Here is a 16,127-nt window from a genome sequence, read left to right on the forward strand (position 1 = left end):
TGGTCCGCGCTAAGGTGTCACTCGAGTGAAGCTGAACGCACGGAATCTGGCCGGCCTCGAGATCCCGGTCCCGACGTATGACCGCGGCCAAATCGGCATCGGCATAGCGCATTTCGGTGTCGGTGGTTTCCACCGTTCGCACCAGGCCATGTACATCGATCGGCTGCTCAGCGACGGGCTCGCGCGCGACTTCGGGATCTGCGGAATCGGTGTGCTGCCGAACGATGAGCGCATGCGCGACGCGTTGCGCGGCCAGGACCACCTGTACACGCTGATCCTCGAACACCCCGACGGCACCCGGCAACCGCGCGTCATCGGCTCCATCGTCGACTACCGTTATGCGCCTGACGATCCCGAATCCGTGATCGAGCTGCTCGCCGATCCGGCCACCCGGATCATTTCGCTCACCATCACCGAGGGCGGTTATCAGCCACCGCTGAGCGCGGTGTTCGGATTGGTGGCCGAGGCGTGCAACCGGCGGCGCGAGCGCGACCTGCCCTCCCCCACGATCGTCTCCTGCGACAACATCGCCGGGAACGGTGACGTGTCACGACGCGTCTTCACGTCGTACGCGGAGCGAATCAATCCCGAACTCGCGCAATGGATGCGCGAGCAGACCACCTTCCCCAATTCGATGGTTGACCGGATCACACCGGTGACCACGCCCGATGTGCTGACGCGGCTGGACTCCGAATTCGGGGTGACCGACGCCTGGCCCGTGATCGCTGAACCCTTCGCCATGTGGGTGGTCGAGGACAACTTCGCCGACGGGCGACCACCGCTGGATCAAGCCGGGGTGCAACTCGTCGGCGACGTAGCGCCCTACGAGGCGATGAAGTTGCGGTTGCTCAACGCCGGGCATCAGGGCCTGTGCTATTTCGCCTACCTCTGTGGGTACCGGCTGGTGCACGACGCCGCCCGGGATCCGTTGATCGCCGAATTCCTTGCCCGCTATATGGATTCGGAGGCCACACCGACGCTGGAGCGCGTCCCGGGGCTGGATGAATTCCGGGGCGGGCTGCTGCCGCGCTTCGCCAACGCCTACATCCGCGACACCGTGGCCAGGCTGTGCGCCGAATCCTCGGACCGTATCCCGAAATGGTTGTTGCCCGTGGTGCGCGACAATCTGCGCTCCGGCGGCCCGGTGCGGCTGTCCGCGGCGATCGTCGCGAGTTGGGCACGCTACGCCGAGGGCGTCGACGAAGAGGGCGAACCGATCGAGGTGGTGGACCGGCTCGCCGACACTTTGGTCCCGATCGCCCGCTCGCAACGCGACGACCCGGTCGCGTTCCTGGCCAACCGTCCCGTATTCGGCGATCTCGTCGACGACGAGCGTTTCCGCGAGGCCTACCTGTGGGCGCTGGACTCGCTGCACCGAACCGGCGCGCGCGCCACGCTGCGGGCGCTGCTTGGGGCCGACGGACGATGACCCTGGTCGCCGGCATCGACTCGTCGACGCAGTCCTGCAAGGTGCTGGTGTGCGACGCCGCCACCGGCCGGGTGGTCCGCGAGGGACACGCCGGTCACCCGGCCGGCACCGAAATCGACCCGGCGGCATGGGAAACCGCCGCTCGAGAAGCGATTGCGAAGGCGGGCGGGCTGGACGGCGTCGACGCGATCGCCGTCGGCGCACAGCAGCACGGCATGGTGTGCCTGGACGGAGCCGGACAGGTGGTGCGCCCCGCGCTGCTGTGGAACGACGTGCGATCGGCCGACGCCGCGCGCGCACTCGCCGACGAGCTGGGTGGCGCGCGGGCGTGGGCCCGGGCCGTGGGCGTGGTACCGCTGGCCGCGATCACGGTGGCGAAATTGCGTTGGCTGGCCGACCACGAACCACGTCATGCCGACCGCACCGCGGCGGTCGGCCTGCCGCACGATTGGCTGACCTGGCGTCTGCGCGGCGAGACGGACATCGCGGCGCTGACCACCGACCGCAGCGACGCCAGCGGCACCGGCTACTACGACGCCGCGACGGGCGCCTATCGGGTCGATCTGCTCGAGCTGGCGCTGCGCGGCCGGCGTCCGCAACTGCCGACCGTGCTGGACCCGGCGGGCCGAACAAGCTGCGGCACAATGGCATTCGGTGCGGGCCTGGGAGATAACGCCGCCGCGGCGCTGGGCCTGGGCGTCGAAGAGGGCGACGTGATCGTCTCGATCGGGACCTCGGGGGTGGTGGCCGCCGTCACCGCGGATCCGGTCCGCGACGACGCGGGATTCGTCGCCGGATTCGCCGACGGCACCGGCCGCTATCTCCCGCTGGTATGCACCCTCAACGGCGCGCGGGTGCTGCAGGCAGCCGCCGCGATGCTGCAAGTCGACCAGGACGAGCTGTCCCGGCTCGCGCTGTCGGCGCCGCCGGGCAGCGGGGGGCTGGTGCTGGTCCCCTACCTGGAGGGCGAGCGAACTCCCAACCGGCCCAACGCAACCGGTGCACTGCACGGCCTGCGCGTCGCCAATGCATCCCCGGCCAACCTGGCCCGCGCCGCCGTGGAGGGACTGCTGTGCTCGCTCGCCGACGGCGTCGCGCACCTGGCCGCGCACGGCGTCGTCGCGCGGCGCATCCTGCTGGTCGGCGGCGGCGCGCAATCCCGTGCGCTGCGCGCGATCGCGCCCACGGTGTTCGGCATGCCGGTGCTGGCGCCCACGCCGGCGCAGTACGTCGCGCTGGGCGCGGCGCTGCAGGCGGCGTGGGCGTTGAGCGGATCGCCCCGGCCACCCGCGTGGAATCCGCCACCCACAGACGAATACACCGCCGACGCCGCACCCGAGGTGCCGGCGCACTACGCGCGGGTACGCGACCTCACCGAGGGGGTCACCGGCGGTCGGGAAGCGGACGAAACACCGAAAGGACCCGGTATTTCACGCTGAAGCTGGCCTTGTCATATTTGCCGGCGACCTCGCCGTCGCAGGCGACGGACGTGGGGCCGTCGACGGCGCTGAAGCTGAATTCCGGCACCTGCAACTCGTGGTAGAGCGGGCTGCGCTCCAGGCGGCCCAGGGCCAGCGCGGTCAGGATCCTGGTCCTGGCCCAGTGGCTGCCGGTCTCGAGGATGCGCACATCGATCAGGCCGTCGTCCATCCGGGTCCGGCGCGCCGGCGCGAACCCGGTCGGCAGGTACAGCGAATTGCCCAGGAAGAACAGCGATGTCAGCAGGGTCTTGTTGTCGTAACGGATGCGCACCGGCTGCTCCTTGCGCAGCGTCCGCAGCATGGCGTACAGGCCGGCCAGCGGCTTGCCGATGCGCTTCTCCAACTTTTCGCGCCGCCGCACGAAGGCCGGGTAGGCGCCGACGCTGGCGGTGTTGAGGATCATCCGAGAATCGTTCAGGCACACCAGGTCCACGCATGCCACGTGGCCGCGCCGGATCGCGTCGACCGTCTTGGCCACGGCGTCGCAGCCGATGTCCTTGGCGAAGTGGTTGAACGTCCCGGCGGGAAACACCGCCAGGGGAAGCCCCGCCTCGATGGCCACCCCGGCGGCGGCCGCGACCGTGCCGTCACCGCCGCCCACCGCCAGCACCTCGGCGCGTTCGGCCGCGTTGCGCAACACCTGCCCCACGTCGTCGTCGGGGCCCAGTTCGCGGATGTCGACCTTCGGCAGCGCCGCGCGCACCTCGTCGACCACCCGGGCCCCGGTGCCGCTGCCCGACTCCGGGTTGATGACCAGGACCACGCCGGCGCCGTCGGGCCGCTGCGGTGCCGCGACGCGCAGCGGTTCCGTTCGCGGAAGGGCGGTTTCGACGATCGGCGGGACGAGCCGGCCACCCAGCACGGCCAGGCCGGAGCCGATGCCGAACCCGGCGAGGACGTCGCCCGGGTAGTGCGCGCCGGTCGCCACCCGCGACAGACCGACCAGCCCGGCCAGCAGCGCCAGGCCGAAGCCCAGCGGCGGGTTCTCCAGCCCCACCCCGATGGCGAACGCGGCCGCGCTCGCGGAGTGTCCGGACGGCAGCGAGTTCGACGTCGGGCGACGGCGGACCTGGCGGACCAAGGGCACCAGGTCGTAGCCGGGGCGCGGCCTACGGCGGATCCGCTTGGCGAGCTGGTTGGTGACCAGGCTGGTGGCGGCCAGCGTCACCAGCCCGCGGGTCGCGCCGCGCTGCGCGCTCTGCCTGCCGGTGGCCAGCAGGGCCGCGCCGAGGCCCATCCACAGCTTGGAATGGTCGGCCGCCCGGGTCAGCGGCGGCATGACCGTGTCCAGGAGCGGGGTGTCCGTCTCGGCGATGGCGTCGAACAGTTCTCGATCCAGCGTGCCCAGTCCCCGAGTGACCTGTTTGATGCCGCGCGCACGTTGCCAGGGCCCGGTGTTCATTCGCTACACCCTAAATTGGTCCGAAGACATGGACGCACAGGGCTATTGCATGAGGTGGCGGGAGAACGCCGAGCGCCGCGGCGTGGCCGCGCACGTCGTCGCCGAAATCGCGCGCCGGCACGACGTCACCGCCGCGCGCTTCGGGGTCCTCGCGAACATGGCCGAGTTCCACGACCCGCACGGCAAATCGTTCTTCCTGATCCCGCCCTACGCCGACGGCGCGCGGGCGCGAGCCGCCGCGCTGATGACCTACATCCTCAACGCGGGCACCGGCTACGGTAAGCCGGGCGGACGGACCACCGACTTTCCGGTCACGCCCTACTGCCCCGCCGAGGTGACGCGAATCATGGCCCGCCAGAACGCAAACCGCTGGAGCTACACCCGCGACGTCGCGTTCGTGCACCGCAACGGCGGGCGGCTGGTCACCACCCCCAACGGCATGCTCATGGGCCTGGGCGGCAACTGGATTCAGCGGCTGTTCAGCCGGCGCGGCGGCACCACCTGGGGTGACCTGTTCATGGTCAACGCGGGCCGGGTCGCCGACCCCGGCGAGCAGCTTCGCCAGATCGTCGCGTCCGGGCATGCCTGGTATCTCGACGCCGGCGGCACGCCGCGTGCGAGCCGGCTCGACCTGGACCGGGTGTTGCACCACGAAGAGCGGCACGCCGTGCAATGGGCAGACCGGGGCTATTTGGGCATGCTCGCGGGCTACGGCCGGGAGTTGTTCCGCGAGTTGGCCTTTGGCGCAGTGAACAGGCTCGAAGCGGATGCGGGCCTGGCCGACGGAGGCTATAGGGCGTGAATCCCGTGATAGAGCACCATCGCACCGATCACGACGAAGACCGCCGCGAGTAGGGCGCCGTTGTTGCGGTCCATCCAGTCCTTGAGCCTGGCCAGGGTGTCGTCGAGGCGGCTACCGGCCGCCGCGTAGGCCAATATCGGGATCGCCACGCTGGAGGCGGCGATGGCCACGAAGAACGCGGCCGCCACCCAGTCACCGGCGAGGCCGAGCCCGCTGGTGCCGATGCCCAGTCCCGCGGGGACGCAGATGAGCGCCACATCCGGCCGCACCACGGCCAGCGCGGCCCCGGTGATCCCCGCCCGCGCCGGGGTGATGCTGGCGAACGAGCGCATCCAGGCCGGGGATTCGGCCTGGCCGTGCCGGTTGAGCCAGCGGTAGATGCCGTACACGATCAGCGCGGACCCGAGCACCACGCGCAGCCACGACGACCACCGCGGGGGCGCCTTGTCCAGCCCGCCCAGCAGGCCGGAGCCCGCGACGGCGATCGCCGTCAGCGCGGCCAGGCTCAGCACCCAGCCGCCCAGAAACGCGAGGCTGCTCGGCCGCGGCCGCGGCGCCTGCAGCACCAACACCGCCGGAATGACGGTCAGCGGTGAGAGGGAGATGACCAGTCCAAGCGGAACGAGCCCGGTCAGCACCGTCCCCCAGCTTCCTGCCATGGGCGGCATCCTTTCATTGCCGCGGGCGATGCGACGTCGAACGCGCCGAACCGAATCAGGCCAGCGTGCGAATTCCGTTGTAGAGCACCATCAACCCGATCAGGAACAGGATGACGGCCATCATCGCGTCGTGGTTCGCCTCCATCCAGGCCTTGAGACGTTCCAGGACATCGTCGAGTCGGTCCCCGGCGCCGACGTAGGCCAAGACCGGGATGGCGACCGTCGACGCGGCGAGCACGACGAAGATCGCGGCCGCGATCACCTGGGCGCCGGCGCTCAGGCTGCTATTGCCGACGGCCAGGCCGGCGGCCGCGCACAGGATCAGCACCTCGGGCCGCAGCGGCACCAGCACGGCCCCCATCACCCCCGCGCGCACCGGCGACAGGGTGGAGAACGACCGCATCCAGCGTGGCATGCCGCGCTGCCGATGCCGGGTGAACCAGTGGTAGGCCGCCAGTGCGAGGAGCGCCACGCCGAAGGCCAGCCGCACCCAGGCCGCCCATTTCGGCGGGGTCGCGTGGAAGCCACTGAGCAACTCCGACCCGCTGACGAAGGCGGCGGTGAGGGCGACCAGGGCCAGCAGCCAACCGCCCAGAAAGGAGAGACTGGCCGGGCGCGGTCGAGGCGCGTGCAGCACCAGCACGGCGGGGATGACCGTGATCGGGGACAGCGCGATGACCGCCGCCAACGCGACGAGTTTGCTCAGCACCGAGGTCCAACTTGTGTCCACGGGCAGCAATCATCGCATTGGCGTGGCGCTCACGCCGCGGTTGACCGGGCCGGTCAGCCTTTGCGGCGCAGCGTCCAGGCGGGCACCCAGTGCGTCACCGTCCTGCGCTTGGAGCCGTACGCGACGGGATAGGTCACCAGCCCCCACCAGTCGCCCTGCTCGCACAGGCCCCAGCAACTCAACCATCCCTCGACGACCTTGTGCAGCTGCAGACCGTTGGGCTGATACCGCCCCGAGCGGTGCGGCTCGCGCGGGAAGAGCACCGTCAGGTCGACCAGAACCGCGACCGCCGGACGCACCACCCGAAACGGGCTCCGGACCGGCTGGCCGTTGTACCCGATCGACGCGAGCGAACCCATTGATCGATCATACGTTCGAATAGACGGCGGGTTGAGCCCCATGAGCGGCCCGGTTCGCTTCTGGCAACATAGCGGTGTGCTCAGCCAAACCGCGACGTCCCGGGCGGTTCGGTGAGCATCGGAACCACCGAGGCAGCCCGGCGTCGCCGCGGCGTGCTGGGCGGCCACCGACCGGCCGTACCGGCCGCGCTGGACCCGGTGATCGTCGCGATCGTGGCCGCCGCGGTGAGCATGGCCGGCGCCGCCCGCCCCTCCTTCTGGTACGACGAGGCCGCGACCATCTCGGCCGCCTACAGCCGGTCGCTGGCCCAGATGTGGCACATGCTGGGCAACGTCGACGCCGTCCACGGCCTGTATTACCTGCTCATGCACGCCTGGTTCCAGGTTTTCCCGCCCACCGAGTTCTGGTCGCGCACGCCCAGCGCCCTGGCGGTGGGCGCCGTCGGCGCCGGCGTCGTCGTGCTGGGCAAGCAGTTCTCGTCCCGCACCGTCGCAGTGGCCTCCGGGGTGTTCTGCGCGATCCTGCCGCGGACCACCTGGGCGGGCATCGAGGCCCGCCCCTATGCCATGTCGATGATGGCCGCCGTGTGGCTGACCGTCCTGCTGGTCTATGCCGCGCGCCGTGACACCGGTTGGCTGTGGCTGTCCTATGCCGTCGCGTTGGCCGGCTCGATCGTGCTGGACGCCTACCTCGCGCTGCTGCTGGCGGCCTACGCCGTGTTCATCGGCATCTTCCACCGGAGCCGAACGGCGTTGCTGGGCTTCGTGATTGCGTCGACCGTGGCCGTCGGCGCGCTGATGCCGTTTCTGATGACGGTCGCCGGGCAGGCGCACCAGATCAGTTGGGTCGCGCCCATCGGCCACCGCACCATCGAAGACGTGCTGATGCAGCAGTATTTCGAACGATGCCCGCCGTTCGCCGTGCTGTCGGCGTTGTTGATCGGTGCGGCAATCGTGTTGTGGCTCAGCGGGTCCGCGCGCTTGGCGGATGCGCAGCGCCAGCTGCTGGTGCTCGCGACGGGGTGGCTCGTGGCGCCGACGGCCGCGATCGTGATGTATTCGGCGCTGGTTCATCCGATCTACACGCCGCGCTACCTGTGTTTCACCGCGCCGGCGCTGGCGCTGATCCTGGGCGTCTGCGGTGGCGCGGTGGCCGCCAAGCCGTGGGTGACGACGGCGGTCGTCGGCCTTTTCGCGGTGGCCGCTGCGCCCAATTACGTTCGGGTGCAACGTAACCCGTATGCCAAGTACGGCATGGACTACAGTCAGGTCGCCGACCTGATCACCGCAAAGGCCGCGCCGGGCGATTGCCTACTGGTGAACGACACGGTGACGTTCATGCCGGCGCCCATGCGCCCACTGCTGGCGGCGCGCCCGGACGCCTATCGCAAACTGATCGATCTCACGCTGTGGCAGAAGGCGACCGACCGCAACGACGTGTTCGACACCAATCTCATCCCCGAGGTGGTGGCCCGGCCGCTGAGCCAGTGCGGCGTCGTCTGGATCATCACCCAGGCCGACGCGTCCCAGCCGGCGCACGAGCAGGGTGCGGCGCTGCCGCCCGGCCCGGTCTATTGGGCGAGCACCGCCTTCGCGGTGCCGCACGACCTGGGTTTCCGGCTGGTGGAGCGCTGGCAGTTCAATCTGGTCCAGGTGCTCAAAGCCCAGCGATAGTCACCAGATGTGGATCCAGTCGATGAGCATGTCCGCCGGGAGCCCGGCTGCGGCCGGATCGCCGGCGCCGACGCCACCGACCGCGAGCGTGAACATGGGCGTCATCCAGTAGCCGGGATTGTTGAACGGCCACCGGAAGTCGTCGGGGGCGCCCCCGTGGACGTGGATGGGTTTGTTCGGGACGCTGAAGTACTGCGCCCCGTCGCGGGCGAATTGAAACCCTTCCTCGCCCCAATGCATTCGCCAGGTGTGCCAGGCGCCGTCGACCATGCCGGGGATGGACTTGCCCTCCCAGGTTTTGCCGTTCGACGCGGCGTGCACCGTCGTTCCCGGGGGCCACGAGCCATTGCCGTACCACTCGAAAAGGTCAACCTCGCCGTCCGGCAGCGGATCCTCGTTGACACCCCAGAAGGCCGACCAGAGGCCCGGCTCCAAGCAGTCCAGCTTGATCCGCGCCTCCCAGGTCTGGTTGATCATGCTGCGGAAGTTGCCCCGCAGTTTGGCGCCGTAGTAGGTGTCCCCTTCTCGGGTGGCACGCAAGACGAGATTGGAATTGCCATCCTGGAAGACGTTTCGGCGGTCGTCGCGGTATATCCCCGCGACCGGCGGGAACACGTCGTCCTGCCAGGTCTGGACGGTCCATTTGCCCGGATCGGGAGCCGAGCCAGCCGGGCCGTCGAACTCGTCGGCGAAGATGTAGCTGCCGCCGCCCGCCGACGGCGCGGCCGGCACCGACGGGCCCGACGGGGTGGCCCAGGCACCCGGCAAGCGCATCGCAGCCCCGATCATGCCGAGGCCCGACATCAACATCATGCTGCGACGATCCATCTAAACCACCAATCGTTCAAAGCCGGCTCGTCAAGCTCGGCGCGATCTCCCCAGGCAACTCTCGCAAACGGTGTTATGAAACCACGCGGTGGGGTGGCCCGCATCCCGCCGTCGCGACCCGCGCGCGGCGTTCCCGGTCGCGACCCGCGCGCCGGTCCGTCGTCGCCATCGCCCTGGCATAAGTAAGCGACGATAGCAGTTGCGGGGCCGACTTCCTGGGATTTCCGGCACCAACCATCAACGACGTTGACATCCCCCGCGCCGCTGGTATCAAGGAGATTGATGGTTTGAGAAAGGAAAACAGCCATGTCTCATGGATTCTTCGGTGGTTTCGGTGGACCCGGTTTCGGCGGTCCCGGCTTTGGTGGACCCGGCTTCGGTGGCCCGGGCTTTGGTGGTCCGGGCTTTGGTGGTCCGGGCTTCGGCGGCCCGGGTGCGGGCGGTCCCGGCTTCGCGCCCTTCGGCAAGCGGCACGGCCTCAAGCGCGCGGCGTTCGTCACCGCGGCATTGCTGTTGGACGGGCCGGCCGACGCCGCGCAGGTGGTGCAGCGCGTGTCCGACGCGACCGGCGGCGCGTTCACCCCGCCGCAGGACGTGGCAGAGCTGGCGATCGGCATTCTCGCCGGCCGCGGCGTGGTCACCGTCGACGGCGGCGTGGCGACGCTGACCGAACTCGGCCGAAACCTGTTGGCCTGGCGCGGAATCAGCAGCGAGACCGCGCACGCCTTCCTGGGCCGGGCGGCCAAGTTCGGCGACGTTCTCAAGATCCGCAAGGAGTTCTTCGAGATCGCCGGGTTGGCCCGCACCATCGCATGGACGGGCACCGACGAGCAGAAGCAGCAGCTCGCCGAGACCCGGACCAAGGTGCTCGAGGCGCTGACCGATGCCCGCAAGGCGCTGCACCGGGTTCTCGGCGAGTCCTAGCGGGGGCTGGGTTCGCTGAGCCTGACCAGGGTCTTGCCGACGTTGACGCCGGTGAAGAGGCCGTTGAGGGCATCGACACAGGACTCGATGCCCTCAAAGATGGTCTGCCGGTGGTGAAGTCGGCCTTCGGCCTCCCACCGGCGTAGCGCGGCGAACGCCTCGTCGAAGCGGCCCCACTGATCGAGCGCATTGAACCCCTGCATCAGCGCGGTCTTGGACAGCAGGTTCACGTAGTTGGACGGCCCGGGGTGGTCTCCGGTGAGGTAGCTCGAGATGACGCCGCACAGGACGACGCGCGCGCGGGCGGCCAGGCGGCCCAGCACGGCGTTGAGGATCGGGCCGCCCACGTTGTCGAAGTAGACGTCGACGCGTTGCGGGCAATGCTTTTTCAGCGCCGCCGCGAGGTCGTCGTTCTTGTAGTCGATGCACGCGTCGAACCCGAAGTCCTCCACCACCGCCCGGCATTTCTCCGGCCCGCCCGCGATGCCCACCACCCGGGCGCCGGCGATCTTGGCGATCTGCCCGGCGACCGACCCGGTGGCACCCGCGGCCGCCGACACCACCACCGTCTCCCCGGGCTGCGGCCGGCCGATGTCGGTCATCCCGAAATAGGCGGTGGCGCCGGTCGGCCCGTAGACGGACATGATGGCCAGCTGATCGTCCTCGCCCGGGATGGGCGTGCTGAACAGGTCGTCGCGGATGAGCGCGTATTCCTGGAAGCCGGTCAGCGTGGTGACGACGTCGCCGACGGCGTAGGCGTCGCACCGCGACGCGACCACCTCGCCGATCCCGGCCGCCCGGATGACCTCGCCCAGCTGCACCGGCGGGAGATAGCTGGGCTGGTCGTCCAGCCAGGTGCGCGCGGCGGCGTCGATGCCGACATAGGTGGTCCGCAACAGCGCCTCGCCGTCGGCGGGTTCGGGCGCGGGGGTGGTGACCATTTCCGTGTCATCCGGCTGTACAAGCCCGGAGGGGCGACGACGAAGGAGGACCTGGCGATTCGGCAAATCGGGCACGATCGTAAAAACTACCGAACGGGCCGAAAACGCAGAAGCGAATGGCATATTCATTCCCATGGCAGCAAACGAAGACCCGGAAGACCGGATCCGGGAACTCGAGCGCCCGCTCGCCGAGACGGCCCGGGCGTCAGAACAGGGCAGTTCGCAGCCCGCCGGCCAGAATTATCCGCCCGGCCCGGCAGGCCCCCCACCCCCGCCGCCGGCACCGTGGACCTACGGTGGCCCACCCCAGCAACGCCCCTCCAGCAACCGCGTCTGGTGGATCCTCGGCACGGTCGTCGTCATCGGCATATTGGCGCTCGCGGGTGGCATCGCGGCCTTTGCCGCACACCAGCTCTCCGGCGTGAAGTCGATCATCGCCACGCCGCCGACCATCTCCAAAACGTTTAGTCCGCCGAGCATTTCGACGAAACCCGGCCCGTCGACCTCACGCAGGAGGTCACCCTCGCCGTCGACCTCGCCCGCCGCACCGCCGGGCACCGAGCTCAGCGTCGCCGGCATCAACGAGAACCGGACCATCGCCTGCAACGACAACATCGTCAGCGTCAGTGGGGTTTCCAACACGGTGACGATCACCGGGCATTGCACCAGCCTGTCGGTGTCCGGCGTGCAGAATTCGATCACCATCGAGGCCGTCGACAGCATCGAGGCCTCCGGCTTCGACAACAAGGTCACCTACCACTCGGGCGCACCGAAGATCAGCAACTCCGGCGGGTCGAACGTGGTGCAGCAGGGCTGAGCCGAAACGGCTGCTACGCAGGCCCTTCGGCGGCATCATCGTCGACGACCTCTTCGGTATCGTCGTCGAGGACGCTGACCGCGATGCCATAGGGCAGGAAACGCACCTTGCGTTTGGGATCGACGTTTTCCTTGTTCGCCCGCAGTGCGTCGAGCTCGGTCGCATAGACCTGTTCGACGCGCGCGCCACCGCTGGCGTCCACCGTGTAGATGGCCCACACACCCTCACCGGCTTCGCCGGCGGTTTCCGGGGCACTGCGCGGGCGCCGCGACAGGTCGTCGAAAACGGCGGACCAGCCCCCCCGGCCACCGGGAGCGGCCACAAACTTGCTGACCCGCTCGAAAACGTCGCGCAACCCTTCGCTGCCCTCCCGGATCATTCGATCGAACTCGTCGGGGTCGAATCCGAATCCACTGTGCTCGCCCACGCGACCTCCTAGGCGCTCGTGCCGTAACTGCCAGTGTGCGCTCAGTCGGCAGGGTTTGCCACGTGCTTACGGGCCGGGCGGCGGCGGCGGGTTGATCGGAATCGGCACCGTGACGAACGGGAAGTGCAGGTACATCGTCACCGGTGGCTGCCGGGGCAGCTGCGGTGCAGCCGGCGGGGGCGCAGGCGCCGGTGCGGCCGGCGGAGGCGCGGGTTCCGCGACCGGCGGGGGCGCCGCCTCTTGAACCGGTGGGGGCGCCTGCCGGACGGGCGGCGGCACGTACTGCGGCGCCTGCCGGGTCGGGGCGCGATAGACCGGGGCCGCGGGCGGCTGAGTGACCGGGGTCTGCGGAGCGGGCTGCTGCACCGGTGACGGCGCGGGGGCCGGGGCGGCCACCTCGGACGGGCTGGGCGCGGGTGCGGGCGACGGCGCGGGGCTCGGAGCAGGCAGCTGCGCCTGCGGCGGGTTGCTCGGCGGGGGCGCCTGCGGCAGGTTGCTCGGCGGCGGCGCCGGCAGCTGGACTCTCGGGGTGGCGATGCTCACGCCCGAATGGTGCCGACCGTCGGACCCTGGGCTATCCGAGGTCAACGTCACCAGCACCACCCCACCTATCGCGGCGACGATGGCGGCCAGGGCGCTACCGGCGAGCAGCATGGACCACGGCCGGCGCGGGGGCTTCTCGTCCTCGTCCGGGACGGCGCTGTACGCCCGGACGTCGGTGCCGAAGTCGACGTCGCCCCAGGCGTCCAGGTAGGTCGGGCTGATCGCCGGCGGGCTCAGCTCTCCGGTGCCCGGGTCCAGCGCGTAGGCCAGGGCCGCCGTCGACGACGCGAACAGCGGGGCATTCGCCGACGCCAGCGCCGCCCCGCGGGCCAGAGCCATGTCCGGCTCTTCGGGCCCGGTGACCGGAAGTGAGGTCGCCGCCTCGAGCGTGGACTTCAGCGCCACGATGTCGGTTCCGCAGCCGACCAGGAACACACCGTCGGCCCGGGACCCGCGCGCATCCAGCCCGGAGACCATCGTCGCCAGTTCCTCGGCTAGGCCTCCCGCACGACCGTCACCGGTCTGGCGCCGGTGCAGGTCGACAATGGATCCGTCGGCGACGTCGACCACGGCCAGCGTCGCGTTCGCCGGCTCGACGAACAGCATCGCGAGCCGCTCGTAGCCGAGCGCGTAGCCCACAGTCTGTGCCAGCGCGGCCGCGGCGAGCAACGGCGCGACCAGCATCACGCCGCCCAGCTCGTAGGTGGCGATCGCCTCCCGTAGCGCGCCGACGCCGGCGGGGTCACTCCAGGTGACCCCCGTCGAGGTCAACTGGTGACCGCCCTCCAACACGCCTTCGCGGCTGCCGATGATCGCGTCGATCACCTGATCGACCGCCCCAGCGGCCGAATTCCCTGCGGCCGCAACCGCGAACTCTTCTTGTTCGACGGTCACGCCGTCAGCATTTTGGCCTTCGATCGCTACCAGGCGGACTGTCCTGGGAGCCATCGACACCCCAAGCACGATGTCCACGTAACGCCTCCAAGGTCTTTTTCAACGCCCTTCGCGAGGGCATGACGGGATGGACCCGTCTGAACTTGGTGACCTAAACGTTACGCGCGTGCGGCTAGGCGCGCAGGAGGTATGCGTACGCAGGAACGACGCTAATAACCCGGCCCGAGGAACGGATTCTGCGAGCCCGGATACTGCGGATACTGGCTCCCCGGGTACTGCGGATACTGATTGCCCGGATACGGCTGATATTGCGGGTACTGCGGGGTCGATGGGGCCTGCTGCTGCGGAACCTGCACCGGAATCGGTATCGGCAGCAGGGGGACGTGGATCCACTCCGTCGTCATCGGCACCGTCGTGCTGGTGGTGGTCGGCGGCGGTGGCGGCGGTGGCGTAGTGGTTTCCATCGGTGGCGGCGGAACCGTTGTGGTGATCGTCGGTTGCGGCGGCGCGGTCGTCGGCGGCGCCGTGTGCCTCGGGGTATAGACGGGCGCCGGCGGCGCGGTGGTCACCACCACCGGGGGTGGCGGTGGTGGGGGCGGAGGCGACGGCGGCGGAGGCGGCGGCGGCGCCGGGCTCGGGATGGGTTGCGCGCTGGGCGGCGGAGGCGGCGGCGGTACCGCGGTGGGCGGCGGAGGTGCCACCGGACGCGGCGCCACGGAGTTGGCCGGCGGCGCCGGCAGCGGCGCGACGGAGGGCGGCGGCGGGGCCGGACGGTTTTCGATCCCGGTCAGCGTGTAGGCCACCCCGCCGATCGCCGTCATGGCGACCACGGCCGACATGCCGATGATCAACTGGGAGAACCGAAGACGCAGCCAGGGCCGGCGTTCCCGCGGCGGTTCGATCACGTTGAGCCGCATCGACCAGCCGGCCGGACCGTCCTCGTCGTAGGTTTCGCCACCGAACCGCATCCGCAGATCGCCGGGGTATTCGGTCTGCGACCAAGCCAATTCGCGATCGGTCATCGCCTCGTCGTCGATCACCAGCACATCGCCGGCGCCCAGGTCGACGACATCACCGCTCGCGTCGGCCGAAGCAAGCAGCCCTATCGACGTCCGCGTGCGCAGATCCAGCTCGCCGCCGCGCGAGGCCAGGATCAGCGCCCCGCTGGCCGCGGCCAGTGCCGGCTGCGACGGCGTCAGGATCGGCGTGCGGCCGTGCATCGAAAGCCGTTCGGTGACAAACGGAATGCGCGCGCCGCCACCGACCGTGACCACCGCCGCAAGGTCCGACCAGCCCTTGCGGTAGCGCACCAGCATGTCGTCGAAGGCGTAGATGAAACCGGTCAACCGGTCCTGAATCAGCTGTTCGAGGTCGTCCTGCGTCAGCGTCAGGCTGCAGCTGCGCCCGCCCAGCACCGCGGTGATGTCGGTGGCCATGTCGGTCGAGAGCCGTTCCTTGGCCGCGCGGCACTGCTCCCTGAGTTCGACGAGCTGTCCGACACCTGCGGTGCTGCCCGGGTCGAGGCCGCTGCCGTGACCCAACTCGTCGAAGGCACGCAGCTGCAACTCCTGGTCGATCTCGTCGCCGGACAACGCCGCGTAACGCAATGTGGCGCTGACGAGTTCGAAATCCCCCGCGACATTGACCAAGGTGGCCGACGTGCCGCTGCCGCCGAAGTCGAGCAACCCCACCACGCCTTCGTCGGGCAGGCCGAGCTCGGACTTCACCGCGGTCAGCGACGCGATCGCGTCCGACACCAGCCGCGGCGCCATACCGCTTCGCACGAAGCCCAGATGCGTTCGCAGGGCGTCCCGCAACGCCTGCACCGTCGCGGGTTGCCAATGCGCCGGCACGGCAATGGAAATCTCCGAGCACGCCGCATCCGCACCGGCGGCAAGCACCATTGCGTCCAGCGCCTCCACCGTCAGCAGCTCCGGATCGTGCGCGGAACCGTCGGGTGACACCAGCGCGACGGAATCACCGATGCGCTCGATAAAGCCCTTCATCGGTACGCCAGGCTCGGTTAGGGACGGGTTCTCTTCGGGTGCACCGATTTTCGGTGCACAGTGCGGATAAAGGGTAAGCACGGACCGGCGGCTAACCGGTGGGCTTCCGTTACGCGCAGCGACCAGGTTCGTGGTCCCGATCGACAACCCGAGTGGGTCGTACATAGAGCGAAAACCTCGTCTATAGGGGTCGGTGGCCAGCGTTAACGAT

General features: G+C 69.7%; 15 protein-coding genes. 6 read left to right on the forward strand and 9 right to left on the reverse strand.

The features are described from left to right. Positions 1–25 precede the first annotated feature (25 nt). Together A5732_RS07950 and xylB are read left to right on the forward strand one after the other, a co-directional pair. On the forward strand, positions 26–1,429 hold the full coding sequence (locus A5732_RS07950) for a mannitol dehydrogenase family protein (RefSeq protein WP_076101889.1): 1,404 nt from the start codon (positions 26–28) through the stop codon (positions 1,427–1,429). Beyond that, the gene (gene xylB, locus A5732_RS07955) at positions 1,426–2,868 is read left to right on the forward strand and encodes a xylulokinase (RefSeq protein ID WP_076101890.1); all 1,443 of its coding nucleotides are present in this window, start codon (positions 1,426–1,428) and stop codon (positions 2,866–2,868) included. Before A5732_RS07950 ends, xylB begins: the two co-directional genes overlap by 4 nt. Here the strand turns inward: xylB and A5732_RS07960 are convergent. Then, positions 2,813–4,312, reverse strand: a complete 1,500-nt coding sequence (locus A5732_RS07960) for a bifunctional phosphatase PAP2/diacylglycerol kinase family protein (protein ID WP_076101891.1) — start codon at positions 4,310–4,312, stop codon at positions 2,813–2,815. The genes xylB and A5732_RS07960 overlap by 56 nt on opposite strands. A gap of 28 nt (positions 4,313–4,340) precedes the next feature. Here A5732_RS07960 and A5732_RS07965 point away from each other — a divergent pair, with 28 nt between their 5' ends. Beyond that, positions 4,341–5,114 carry a hypothetical protein gene (locus tag A5732_RS07965; protein WP_076101915.1) on the forward strand — a complete coding sequence of 258 codons (774 nt, stop codon included), beginning with the start codon at positions 4,341–4,343 and terminating at the stop codon, positions 5,112–5,114. Here A5732_RS07965 and A5732_RS07970 read toward each other — a convergent pair. From A5732_RS07970 to A5732_RS07980, 3 genes are all read right to left on the reverse strand, one after another. Next, positions 5,102–5,773, reverse strand: coding sequence for a GAP family protein (locus tag A5732_RS07970; RefSeq protein ID WP_076053645.1), 672 nt, complete (start codon positions 5,771–5,773; stop codon positions 5,102–5,104). The two genes, A5732_RS07965 and A5732_RS07970, sit on opposite strands and share 13 nt — an antisense overlap. 55 nt (positions 5,774–5,828) lie before the next feature. After that, complete coding sequence (locus tag A5732_RS07975; protein WP_171974980.1) at positions 5,829–6,482, reverse strand: GAP family protein; 654 nt, start codon at positions 6,480–6,482, stop codon at positions 5,829–5,831. Between the two features lie 74 nt (positions 6,483–6,556). Continuing rightward, positions 6,557–6,862, reverse strand: a complete 306-nt coding sequence (locus A5732_RS07980; protein WP_076101893.1) for a hypothetical protein — start codon at positions 6,860–6,862, stop codon at positions 6,557–6,559. Positions 6,863–7,093: 231 nt separating this feature from the next. Between A5732_RS07980 and A5732_RS07985 the strand changes: the two genes are divergently transcribed. Then, positions 7,094–8,536, forward strand: a complete 1,443-nt coding sequence (locus tag A5732_RS07985) for a glycosyltransferase family 39 protein (RefSeq protein ID WP_253189025.1) — start codon at positions 7,094–7,096, stop codon at positions 8,534–8,536. Here the strand turns inward: A5732_RS07985 and A5732_RS07990 are convergent, their stop codons facing one another. Beyond that, the gene (locus A5732_RS07990; protein WP_076053620.1) at positions 8,537–9,364 is read right to left on the reverse strand and encodes a glycoside hydrolase family 16 protein; all 828 of its coding nucleotides are present in this window, start codon (positions 9,362–9,364) and stop codon (positions 8,537–8,539) included. Positions 9,365–9,670: 306 nt separating this feature from the next. Between A5732_RS07990 and A5732_RS07995 the strand changes: the two genes are divergently transcribed. Next, positions 9,671–10,288, forward strand: coding sequence for a hypothetical protein (locus A5732_RS07995; RefSeq protein WP_076101895.1), 618 nt, complete (start codon positions 9,671–9,673; stop codon positions 10,286–10,288). On the opposite strand, the gene A5732_RS08000 is transcribed toward A5732_RS07995, so the two are convergent. Further along, positions 10,285–11,304, reverse strand: coding sequence for an NADP-dependent oxidoreductase (locus A5732_RS08000; protein WP_076053616.1), 1,020 nt, complete (start codon positions 11,302–11,304; stop codon positions 10,285–10,287). The genes A5732_RS07995 and A5732_RS08000 overlap by 4 nt on opposite strands. A 58-nt stretch (positions 11,305–11,362) precedes the next feature. Here A5732_RS08000 and A5732_RS08005 point away from each other — a divergent pair, with 58 nt between their 5' ends. Beyond that, positions 11,363–12,046: a DUF3060 domain-containing protein gene (locus A5732_RS08005; protein ID WP_076101896.1), complete on the forward strand. Its 684-nt coding sequence runs from the start codon at positions 11,363–11,365 to the stop codon at positions 12,044–12,046. A gap of 13 nt (positions 12,047–12,059) precedes the next feature. On the opposite strand, the gene A5732_RS08010 is transcribed toward A5732_RS08005, so the two are convergent. The 3 genes from A5732_RS08010 to A5732_RS08020 all read right to left on the reverse strand — a co-directional run bounded on the left by A5732_RS08010 (position 12,060) and on the right by A5732_RS08020 (position 16,081). Further along, positions 12,060–12,425: a hypothetical protein gene (locus A5732_RS08010; RefSeq protein ID WP_371915815.1), complete on the reverse strand. Its 366-nt coding sequence runs from the start codon at positions 12,423–12,425 to the stop codon at positions 12,060–12,062. A gap of 114 nt (positions 12,426–12,539) precedes the next feature. Continuing rightward, on the reverse strand, positions 12,540–13,988 hold the full coding sequence (locus A5732_RS08015) for a DUF7159 family protein (RefSeq protein WP_076101897.1): 1,449 nt from the start codon (positions 13,986–13,988) through the stop codon (positions 12,540–12,542). A gap of 131 nt (positions 13,989–14,119) precedes the next feature. Further along, positions 14,120–16,081 (reverse strand): Hsp70 family protein, encoded by a 1,962-nt coding sequence (locus A5732_RS08020; RefSeq protein WP_076101898.1) that lies wholly within the window; start codon positions 16,079–16,081, stop codon positions 14,120–14,122. Positions 16,082–16,127 lie beyond the last annotated feature (46 nt).

It is taken from the genome of Mycobacterium colombiense (assembly GCF_001953985.1).
In the GTDB taxonomy this organism is placed as follows: domain Bacteria; phylum Actinomycetota; class Actinomycetes; order Mycobacteriales; family Mycobacteriaceae; genus Mycobacterium; species Mycobacterium colombiense_B.